We start from the raw sequence: 10,385 nt of genomic DNA, 5'->3' as shown, positions 1-10,385 counted from the left end.
GCGAGAGGTGACCACCGTGAACATCTCCGACCTGCTCCGCCGCAAGAGCCACGATCGAGCCGCCGTCGTCACGATCGCCCCGTCCGATCCCGTCACCACGCTCCTCGCGACCCTCGCCGAGCACAACGTGGGCGCGTTGCTGGCCGTGGACGAGGCCGGCGTCGCCGGGATCGTCTCCGAACGCGATGTCGTACGCCGCATCGCCCGCGACGGCGCGGGCATCCTGCAGCGGCCGGTGGCCGACATCATGACCACCACCGTCGTCAGCTGCAGCAGCGGTGACGACGTCCACCGCGTCGCCGAGGCCATGACCGAGCGGCGCATCCGCCACATGCCCGTCATCGACGACGGCTCGCTGATCGGCATCGTCTCCATCGGTGACGTCGTGGCCGCCCGCATCGCCCAGCTGGAGCAGGACCGGCAGCAGCTGGAGCAGTACATCGCCGGCTGAGGTTGGCTCGCTTCAGTCCCGGGTAACCCGGCCGATGGTGCTGCCGGCGCCATCACACCAGTCACACGGATAACGGACACGCGATGTACGAGACGCACGGGCCTGTGCTCGACGCGCTGCGCCATCGCGGGTTCGACGTCTCCGCCATCGTCGCCGCCGTCGAGCTGGCCAACCAGACCGGCCGGCCGCTCCGCGACGTCCTCGTCGACCAGGGCACGGTGACCGAGGTCGAGCTCGCCGAGGTGCTCGCCGATGCCTACGGCATCGAGAGCGTCGACCTGTCGACCTATCCCCTCGACCCCGCCGCGGTGAGCGCCATCCCGCTGACGCTCTCGCGCCGGCATCGGGTGCTCGGCATCGCCATCGAGCGCGGCGAGCTCGTGGTGGCGCTCTCCGATCCCGGTGACGTCCTCGCCCTCGACGACGTCCGCGCCTCCACGGGCATGCCGGTCCGGCCGGTGTCGGTGGCCCGCGACGAGCTCATCAAGATGCTGGACCGCTACCAGCGCGCCGAGAACGACCTCGACGAGGTCGAGTCCAACGACGAGGACGACAAGCTCGACGTGGTCGTCACGGCAGACGCCGAGGACGCGCCCATCGTCCGCTACGTCAACTCGCTCATCGAGCAGGCCATCCAGAACCGGGCCTCGGACATGCACCTGGAGCCCACTGACGGCGACCTGCGGGTGCGTTTCCGCATCGACGGCGTGCTGCACGAGATCGACACCGTGCCCCGCACCGCGCAGTCGGCGCTCATCAGCCGACTGAAGATCATGTCCGGGGTGGACATCACCGAGCGACGGGTCCCGCAGAACGGTCGTATCACCATGAACCTCGGCGGTCGCAGTGTCGACCTCCGCGTCGCGACGCTGCCCACGGTGTGGGGCGAGAAGATCGTGCTCCGGGTGCTCGACACCGGCGGCGTCGACCTGGACCTCGAACGCCTCGGCTTCACCGACGAGAACTACGACCGCTTCGTCGGCTCCCTGAAGAAGCCCCACGGCATGGTGCTGGTGACCGGCCCGACCGGCTCGGGGAAGTCCACGACGCTCTACGCGGCGCTGAACACGATCAGCAGCCCCGAGGTCAACGTCATCACGGTCGAGGATCCAGTCGAGTACCGGCTGCCGGGCGTCAACCAGGTGCAGGTCAACCACAAGGCGGGCCTCACCTTCGCCGCGGTGCTGCCGGCCATCCTGCGCTCCGACCCCGACGTCGTGCTCATCGGCGAGATCCGCGATCGCACCACTGCCCAGCTCGCCATCGAGGCATCGCTGACCGGCCACCTCGTGCTCTCCACGCTGCACACCAACGACGCACCGTCGGCCGTCACCCGCCTGGTGGAGATGGGCATCGAGCCCTTCCTGGTCGGCTCGTCGCTGGACAGCGTGATGGCGCAGCGACTGGCCCGGCGGCTCTGCACCTGGTGCAAGGAGGCGTACACGCCGACACCGGCGGAGCTGACGGCGTCCCGCTGGCCGGCGGAGCTGCTCGGCCACCCCACCCAGCTCTACCGGCCCACCGGCTGCCGCTCGTGTGCCAACACCGGCTACCGCGGCCGGATCGCCCTGCACGAGGTCATGCCGGTCACCGAAGAGGTCGAGCGTCTCGCCGTCGCGCGGGCGTCGGCCAACGAGATCCAGCACGTTGCGCTGGACCAGGGCATGTGGCTGCTGCGCTACGACGGACTGCGCAAGGCCGCCCTCGGCGAGACGTCGCTCGCCGAGGTGCTCCGCGTCGCCGTCTGACGGCGCGTCGCCGGTTACCGCCCTACTCAGGTCGGCGGGTCCCGCCAACGACCAAGGGACCGCGCGGTGACGGACCAAGGTCCCGGATCACCCTTCGCTTCGTCCGGATTCTCCGGCTTCCAGCCGTTAAATGCGCGTGAAGAAGACTGGTGCAACCTCTTGAAGCGTTAGATCTGCGTGTGTAAGTTCTGCGTTAGGTCTTGCTCACGTCTGGCGCGAAAGGAGGCGACGATGACCACTCCCCGCACCTCGTGGGACGCGTCGCCGCTCCCCGCGCCCCACCCGGCAACCGGCTACTCGCAGCCCGGCTACCCGACACCGAACTTCCCACCGCCGGGCTACCCGCAGCCGGGCTACCCGCCGGCGCCGAGCTACCAGCCCCACCCGGTCGACACCGGGTACGACTTCGGCCACCACACCAGCACCGCCGCGCCGAGCCCGGTGCCCGCGCCCGTCCCGCCGGCCGCCGTCAGCCGCGTCGACCGGTCGGACGCCCGCCGCTCGCTTGACACCATGCTCACCACGATGGTCCGCAGCGGCGGCTCGGACCTGCATCTCACCGTCGGGGTGCCGCCGGTGATGCGGCTGCACGGCGACCTGAACCCGCTGGCCGGCTGGGCGGTCCTGGAGCCCAAGGACACCGACGCGATCGTCCGCTGCGTCGTGGACGACCAGCAGTGGGCCCGCTTCGAGGCCGACCTCGAGTTCGACCTGGCCTACAGCCTGCCGGACGTCTCCCGCTTCCGGATCAACCTGTTCCAGCAGCGCAACAGCTACGGCGCGGTCATGCGCTCGATCCCGCACGAGATCAAGGCGCTGCACGACCTCGGCATCCCCGAGCAGATCGCCCGCTTCGCCAGCCTGCCGCGTGGCCTGGTCCTCGTCACCGGGCCGACCGGCTCGGGCAAGACGACCACGCTCGCCGCACTGCTGGACCTCGCCAACCGGACCCGGCGTGACCACATCGTCACGATCGAGGACCCGATCGAGTTCATGCACCAGCACAAGCGGTGCGTCGTCAACCAGCGCGAGCTCGGCGTCGACACCCACGGCTTCGCCGACGCCCTCAAGCACGTGCTGCGGCAGGACCCCGACATCATCCTGGTCGGCGAGATGCGGGACCTCGAGACGGTCTCGACGGCGCTGACCGCGGCCGAGACCGGCCACCTCGTGCTCGCCACCCTGCACACGCAGTCGGCCGCGCAGACCATCGACCGCGTCATCGACATGTTCCCGGCGCACCAGCAGCAGGAGATCCGAGCGCAGCTCTCCACAGCGCTGCAGGGCGTGGTCACCCAGTCGCTGGCCCGCCGTCCCGACGGCTCCGGCCGCACCGTGATCTGCGAGGTCATGTTCGCGACCGCCGCGATCCGCAACCTGATCCGCGAGGGCAAGAACCACCAGATCCCCTCCTTCATGCAGTCCTCCGGAGGCGACGGCATGCTGACCTTCGACGCCCACCTGGCCGAGCGCGTCCGCGAGGGTGCCGTCGGTTACGAGCAGGCACTGACGCTCTGCCACGCCCCCGAGGAGTTCCGTCGGCTCGCAGGACGTGCCTCGTGAGCGCCCCGACGAAGGCCAAGGCAGCCAAGGACAAGACCTTCGCCTTCGAGGCCGTCGACACGAAGGGCAAGCGGAGCAAGGGCACGCTGGAGGCCCGCGACGAGACCGCGGTCGCGTCGGCCCTCAAGGCGCAGGGCGTCACCCCGCTGTTCATCCAGCAGTCCGGTGTCGGCCTGCAGCGCGAGATCAAGCTCCCCGGCCTCGGCCCCAAGGTCGGCCTGAAGGACCTCGCCATCTTCTCTCGGCAGTTCGCGACGATGGCCTCGTCGGGGCTGTCCCTGCTGCGCTCGCTCACCATTCTCGAGGAGCAGACCGACAACCAGGTCCTGGCCCAGGCCATCCGGGACGTCCGCCGCGACATCGAGACCGGCCAGTCGATGTCGCAGGCCATGGCCAAGCACGACAAGATCTTCCCGGTCATTATGGTCGCGATGATCAAGGCCGGCGAGACCGGCGGCTTCCTCGACCAGGCCCTGGAACGACTGGCGCAGAACTTCGAGAAGGACGCCAACCTCCGGGCCAAGATCAAGTCGGCCATGACCTACCCGGTCATCGTCATCTGCTTCAGCCTGCTCATGATCACCGGCGTCCTGCTCTTCATCGTCCCCATCTTCGAGAAGATGTTCGCCAACCTGGGTGGCAAGCTGCCGCTGCCGACCCAGATCATGGTGACGCTGTCGCACAACGCGCTCTGGATCCTGCCGCTTGCCGGCGCCATCACTTTCGCCTGCGTCCGGGCCTTCAAAAAGAAACTGAAGTCCGACGAGCAATGGCGGCTGAAGTTCGACGCCCTCAAGCTGCGCGTCCCCGTCTTCGGCAAGCTCTTCACCAAGATCGCGATCAGTCGCTTCTCCCGCAACCTCGGCACCCTGCTCGGCGTCGGCGTCCCCGTGATGCAGGCTCTGGACGTCGTCGGTGGCACGACCGGCAACGCGGTGATCGGTGCCGCGATGAAGGACGTCGCCAACGCGGTGAAGCAGGGTCAGCCGATGTCGGCACCGCTGTCGCACCACGAGGTCTTCCCGCAGATGGTGGTGCAGATGATCGAGGTCGGCGAGGAGACCGGCCAGATCAGCGCGATGCTCGACAAGATCTCCGACTTCTACGACCACGAGGTGGAGACCGCCACCGAGTCGCTGACCGCCGCCATCGAACCGCTCATGGTCGTGGTGATGGGCGCACTCGTCGGCGTCATGGTCATCTGCCTCTACCTGCCGATGTTCTCCATCTACCAGAACATCGGCAACCAATAGCAAGGCCCATCACCGAACTTCCGTGCCCAGCACGGAGACGGCCCGTCCCCGCCGGCCGACCCTCCGGTCCTCGCCCCCGAGTTCCGGACAACCCCCCGCAGAGTCCCGGAGGCTCACCATGTACGACAAGCTGATCGGCAAGTACCACGACCTCAAGGCCAAGCGCGACAACGGCGAGGGTGGCTTCACCCTCATCGAGCTGCTCGTCGTCGTCGTGATCATCGGCATCCTCATCGCCATCGCGATCCCGCTCTACCTGAACTACCAGAGGGGCGCCAACGACAAGTCCTCGCAGAGCGACCTGCGCGCCGCCGTCTCGGCCCTGCAGCAGTGCTACAGCGAGAACGGCAACAGCTACCCCACCGCGCTGGTCGACACCGCCGCCACCCCCGCCGCCCTGTCGAGCCTGACCAACGTCACCGGCGCCTTCCAGTTCCAGTGCGGCTCCGCCGGCTCCTACCAGTACGAGCGCGTCAACCTCTCCGATGGCACCCACCTGCACTTCGCCAACAGCGGCGGCACCGTCACCATGACGACCTGGAACCCCGACGGCAAGAAGAACGCCGACACCACCGGCAACAACTACAGCTACAACAGCAACGCCGGCGGCGTCATCAAGTAGCACCAGCTCCACCACAGGTGGCCGCGGGCGACATCGTCGCTCGCGGCCACCCGGGAGGGCCTTCGACGTCCGCGCCGTCCCCCACGCGCGGCGCCGGTCCAGCTCAGGGCCGGCCCCCGGTTCACCTCCCCCGATGAACCGGTTCTTCCCCGCACGAGTCTCCGGAGGCTCACACCATGTCCCGCACCCCGTTCGACACGCTGATCGGCAAGTACCACGACCTCAAGGCCAAGCGCGACAACGGCGAGGGTGGCTTCACCCTCATCGAGCTGCTCGTCGTCGTCGTGATCATCGGCATCCTCATCGCCATCGCGATCCCGCTCTACCTGAACTACCAGAGGGGCGCCAACGACAAGTCCTCGCAGAGCGACCTGCGCGCCGCCGTCTCGGCCCTGCAGCAGTGCTACAGCGAGAACGGCAACAGCTACCCCACCGCGCTGGTCGACACCGCCGCCACCCCCGCCGCCCTGTCGAGCCTGACCGACGTCACCGGCGCCTTCCAGTTCCAGTGCGGCTCCGCCGGCTCCTACCAGTACGAGCGCGTCAACCTCTCCGATGGCACCCACCTGCACTTCGCCAACAGCGGCGGCGCCGTCACCATGACGACCTGGAACCCCGACGGCAAGAAGAACGCCGACACCACCGGCAACAACTACAGCTACAACAGCAACGCCGGCGGCGTCATCAAGTAATGCCTCCGCTCGGGGTGGGACGCGACCGGCGTCCCACCCCGATCGGCCGGCGTCTGCCGGCTCCCAACTCCACATCCCCACTTCTGCGATGGAGGTGACCCATGCCCCCCACCCGGGTCCGTCCCCGACTCCGTCGAGTTGACCGAAGTGACGACCGCGGCTTCACGACGTTGGAGGCGCTGGTCGCCTTCACCCTGCTCGCCACCGTGGCGGCGGCGTCGGTCACCGCGACCGTCAACGCCACCACGACCTCGAAGACCAGCACCGACCGTGTCACCGCTGCCAACCTGGCGCAGCGCGATCTGCAGTCGGCGCGCGCTCTGCGCTTCCCCAACTACCCCCGGGCCACCGGCCCGACGGCCATGTCGGTCAACGGCACCACCTACACGCTGACCCGTTCGGTCAGCATCAAGCGATCGGACGACAGCGTCATCGGCGCCTGCCCGGCCACGCCGAACTTTTCGGCCCGGCCCTACATGATCGTGACCACCACCGTCACCTGGCCACCCGCCAAGGCGGCCGACCGGGTGGTCGTCGCGACGGAGCTGGCGTGCTGACCCGGCTGCGCGCGGTGCGGATGGGGCACCGCGCGCCCGGGCAGCGACGCCTTGGCGACGACGCCGGCACGACCCTCATCGAACTCATGGTGGGCATGACCCTGATGGCCATCTTCGGCGCGGTCGCTCTCTCCTTCTTCATCGTCAGTTCCCGGCAGACCGACCGCGTCGGCGAGGAGAGCATGGTGGGTGCCGACGCGCGAGTGGCGATCGAGAGCATCGGCAGCCTGCTGCGCTACGCCGACACGCCCACCGCCCGCGCCGGGTTCCCCACCGGTCGCTTCGAGGTGCTCACCCCGTACCGGGTCGTCTTCTACAGCAACCTCAACGCCGCGAGCCGCAGCGGGTCGACCACCCGGACGCCGCCGACGAAGATCGACATCTCGATCGTGAACGGCCAGCTCGTGGAGAAGACCTACGCGCCCAAGATCGCCTACACCACCTATCCCTCGCCCTACGACTACACGACGAACTACCCCGACCCGTCGAAGCCGACCTCGACCGTCACGCTCTTGCGTGCCATCGCGAACGACACTCTGAAGTCGCCCGTCCCGGTGTTCACCTACTGCACGAGCGCGACCGAGCCCGCGACGCAGTGCACGCCAGCCATGACCGCCAGCAGCGTTGCCGCGGTGGGGATTCAGCTGATCGCCCCCGGCAAGACCGGCACTACCGTGCAGCGACTGTCGTCCACCGTCGCCATCACCGGGGCGACGTCATGACCTCCCGGTTGCACGAGACCCTCCGCCGTCGGCGGGCCGGCGACGGCGAGGGCGGTTTCGCGCTGATCTTCGCACTGCTCGTCACCACCCTCGTCACGCTGGGAGTGGCCGCCGCCCTCGCCGCTGTCGTGCCCAACATCAGCGAAGCCAAGAACAGCGAGGACGCCCTGGCCGCGACCGAGGCCGCCCGCTCCGGCGTCGACGACGTCATCGCCTATCTGGTCAGCCTGCCGTGGTGCCGGTCGCAGTCACGGGTCTGCCCCGACGCGTTGGGCGCCAGCAGCAACAACGTCAGTAACCAGACCCGACCCTCCCTCGGGACCGCGCAGTCGTACTCGTGGACCACCGCGAAGAACGTGACGTCGGACGGTTATGTCCGCGTCACCTCGACCGGACGCTCGCACGACGTCACGCGCACCGTTGTCGCTGACCTCTCGCTGCAGCCGAGCATCCTCTCCTATGGCTACTACTCCGACTACGAATCGTTCGCCCCGGCCTTCCTCAATGGCTACTACACGCCCGGTCGCAAGATCTACCTCTCCGACAGCGGCATCTACGGCAACGTGTCGTCGTCCTACCGGTACAACAACTCCTCGGTACCGCGTTACGTGACCTGGGCCGGCCCGGACACCACCGGCCCCGACACCGCGGCGAACTGCGGCCAGCACTGGTACTACGAGTCGGCGTCGTCGCCCGGGCGCAATGCCAATGGCTCGGATTACGGCGAGGACGGCCGGCTCGGCGCCACCTCGAGCCTCAGCAGCGGCACCAGCGTCACCCGCAGTGGCGGCTGCGACCTGGTCTTCAGCTCGTCGATGGTGCAGGACGGCAAGACCTTCACCCGCGACGCCCTGCTCAGCAACGGCAGCGGGCCGCGCTTCAACCAGCCCGTCTACACGATGTGGGGTTACGACGACCAGGACGCGAAGCGCTACACCAACCCGCAGCCACCCCCCGGTCAGAACTACCGCGGCACGACGATGACCAACACCACGAACTTCCCCACCGTCGCCGCGGCGGATCTGCAGCTGGACGCGACGATCGGCCAGGACGGCGTCCCCAAGAACGCCTGCGTCTACAGCGGCCCGACGCGCGTCAAGCTCAACGGCGACGGCACCGCCACCATCACCAGCCCGCGCACCAATGCCAGGAACACCGATTCGAGCAGCGGCTGCTACCCCACCGTGGACATCAGCAGCGACGGCGTCCGGAACTTCACCCTCGACTACACGAAGTACGGCAGCGGCGCGATCGTCGTCCGCAACAAGGGCACCGCGCCCAGCGGCGGGTGGCCGGCGAACCCCACCAAGGCGACGCAGACGCCGAGCGCAACCAACGAGGTCTTCTGGGTGCCGTCGACGGACGTTCCCAGCGACGTCACCAAGCACGACGACAGCTCCGCGATCGGGGCCGCCTGCTCGACGAGCGTGCTCTACTCGGCCGGCGCCTCGAAGCCCTGCGCCTGGACCAACCTGGGCACGGCCACGGACGCGACGACCTCGACCGGGTGGCTGTCGTACACCAAGACCAGCTGCGGCAGCGCCACCGCAACGAACCGGCAGCTCTTCGAATGCGAGTACAACCAGCTGGGGCCCAGCCTGTCACCGAGCGTCACCCAGACCGGCGGCGCCTATCAGGCCGTCCGGAACGCCATCGTCGCCGACGTGGCCCCCGCCAGCTGCGTCACCGGCACGAGCGCCGACCAGGCCGCCTGCTTGGTCAACGCCGCCAACGCCCGTCTGGCCAAGGCCAATGTCGCCGGCAGCCGGCGCTACGTTGCCACGGCCACGGTCGGCACGCCGACGCCGGTCTCGACCACGACCGGCTCCATTGCCAAGAGTGGCACCGGCGCCGACACGTTCTTCACGATGCCGACCCCGGCGACCGAGACGCTGACGGCGACGCCGATCACGCTCACCGTCAAGCGCCAGGTCTACTCCGGCGGGTCGTGGAGCTCCGGCACCCCGGCGTTCAGCTTCACCGTCACACAGTCGGACTACACCTACACCCCGCCGAGCGGCGTCAGCTACTTCCCCAACCCCAAGGACGTCACCGAGTACAACACCGGCACCACCGCCAGCGGTGCCTACGCCGGCTCCGGCGGCAGCAACCAGCCCGGCGACCTGTACGTCGACGGAGCGAACAAGGGCAAGCTCAGCCTCGTCGCCGACAACGACGTGATCATCACCGGCGACATCACCAACCCCACCGGCTACACCCCGGACACCGACGCGGTCTCGATCGCCGCCGGCCAGAACGTGCGCAACTACCACCCGGTGAGCTGCGTCGACCAGGACGCCACCGACATCAACAACACCAGCCCCGGCTGGTGCCCCAACGACATCACCGGACTGACCTCGAGCTCCAACTCGCTGATCACGAACGGCGGTTACGCCAGTGCCCACCCTGCCGAGCAGTACCGCAACATGGCGAGCCCGGCGAACAGGACCATCGAGGCCGCCGTCTTCGCCCTCTCCGGCTCGCTGCGAACCGACAACTACAACCGCGGCGACTACGTCGGCTACCTGAACATCAAGGGCGGCGTCTACCAGTCCTTCCGCGGCGGAAACGGTGTCATCTCCGGATCGGTCAACCTCAGCGGGACGACGCTGCAGTACACGTACGTCGACCTGCAGCGTGCCGAGTTGCCGTACGTGCCGCCGGCCACCAGCGGCAACTACGCCCGCCCGTGGGACATCGTCAGCCTCTCCGCGGGCACGAATCCGCCGGCGTCGCCATGACCTGCCCCTCTGCCGTTCGCGCCCCCCACACCCCCC

At 68.5% G+C, this 10,385-nt stretch carries 9 protein-coding genes; all 9 read left to right on the top strand.

All coding sequences use genetic code 11. The features are described 5' to 3' along the window. The first annotated feature begins 16 nt into the window (after positions 1 to 16). The 9 genes from AC0NZQ_RS06330 to AC0NZQ_RS06290 all read left to right on the top strand — a co-directional run bounded on the left by AC0NZQ_RS06330 (position 17) and on the right by AC0NZQ_RS06290 (position 10,349). Entirely contained in the window at positions 17 to 451 is a 435-nt protein-coding gene (locus tag AC0NZQ_RS06330; protein WP_474528813.1) for a CBS domain-containing protein, read from the top strand. An 83-nt stretch (positions 452 to 534) separates the two neighbouring features. Next, on the top strand, positions 535 to 2,199 hold the full coding sequence (locus AC0NZQ_RS06325; protein ID WP_474528812.1) for a GspE/PulE family protein: 1,665 nt from the start codon (positions 535 to 537) through the stop codon (positions 2,197 to 2,199). Between the two features lie 231 nt (positions 2,200 to 2,430). Then, positions 2,431 to 3,762 carry a type IV pilus twitching motility protein PilT gene (locus AC0NZQ_RS06320; protein ID WP_474528811.1) on the top strand — a complete coding sequence of 444 codons (1,332 nt, stop codon included), beginning with the start codon at positions 2,431 to 2,433 and terminating at the stop codon, positions 3,760 to 3,762. Continuing rightward, complete coding sequence (locus AC0NZQ_RS06315; RefSeq protein WP_474528810.1) at positions 3,759 to 5,015, top strand: type II secretion system F family protein; 1,257 nt, start codon at positions 3,759 to 3,761, stop codon at positions 5,013 to 5,015. The genes AC0NZQ_RS06320 and AC0NZQ_RS06315 overlap by 4 nt, the downstream gene beginning before the upstream one ends. 118 nt (positions 5,016 to 5,133) lie before the next feature. Beyond that, complete coding sequence (locus tag AC0NZQ_RS06310; RefSeq protein WP_474528809.1) at positions 5,134 to 5,637, top strand: prepilin-type N-terminal cleavage/methylation domain-containing protein; 504 nt, start codon at positions 5,134 to 5,136, stop codon at positions 5,635 to 5,637. A 176-nt stretch (positions 5,638 to 5,813) separates the two neighbouring features. Beyond that, positions 5,814 to 6,329, top strand: a complete 516-nt coding sequence (locus tag AC0NZQ_RS06305; protein ID WP_474528808.1) for a prepilin-type N-terminal cleavage/methylation domain-containing protein — start codon at positions 5,814 to 5,816, stop codon at positions 6,327 to 6,329. Positions 6,330 to 6,430: 101 nt separating this feature from the next. Further along, the gene (locus tag AC0NZQ_RS06300; RefSeq protein ID WP_474528807.1) at positions 6,431 to 6,886 is read left to right on the top strand and encodes a hypothetical protein; all 456 of its coding nucleotides are present in this window, start codon (positions 6,431 to 6,433) and stop codon (positions 6,884 to 6,886) included. After that, complete coding sequence (locus AC0NZQ_RS06295) at positions 6,880 to 7,608, top strand: PilW family protein (protein ID WP_474528806.1); 729 nt, start codon at positions 6,880 to 6,882, stop codon at positions 7,606 to 7,608. The genes AC0NZQ_RS06300 and AC0NZQ_RS06295 overlap by 7 nt, the downstream gene beginning before the upstream one ends. Beyond that, complete coding sequence (locus AC0NZQ_RS06290; protein ID WP_474528805.1) at positions 7,605 to 10,349, top strand: hypothetical protein; 2,745 nt, start codon at positions 7,605 to 7,607, stop codon at positions 10,347 to 10,349. The genes AC0NZQ_RS06295 and AC0NZQ_RS06290 overlap by 4 nt, the downstream gene beginning before the upstream one ends. Positions 10,350 to 10,385 lie beyond the last annotated feature (36 nt).

This window comes from Jatrophihabitans sp. sgz311053, assembly GCF_056135305.1.
Note: the sequence above shows the minus strand (reverse complement) of the source record. Positions and strands in the feature narration are given on the sequence as shown.

Coding starts and splice junctions, on each gene's coding strand:
- AC0NZQ_RS06325 (WP_474528812.1), top strand. CDS start 535: ATGTACGAGACGCACGGGCCTGTGCTCGACGCGCTGCGCCATCGCGGG.
- AC0NZQ_RS06320 (WP_474528811.1), top strand. CDS start 2,431: ATGACCACTCCCCGCACCTCGTGGGACGCGTCGCCGCTCCCCGCGCCC.
- AC0NZQ_RS06310 (WP_474528809.1), top strand. CDS start 5,134: ATGTACGACAAGCTGATCGGCAAGTACCACGACCTCAAGGCCAAGCGC.
- AC0NZQ_RS06305 (WP_474528808.1), top strand. CDS start 5,814: ATGTCCCGCACCCCGTTCGACACGCTGATCGGCAAGTACCACGACCTC.
- AC0NZQ_RS06300 (WP_474528807.1), top strand. CDS start 6,431: ATGCCCCCCACCCGGGTCCGTCCCCGACTCCGTCGAGTTGACCGAAGT.
- AC0NZQ_RS06290 (WP_474528805.1), top strand. CDS start 7,605: ATGACCTCCCGGTTGCACGAGACCCTCCGCCGTCGGCGGGCCGGCGAC.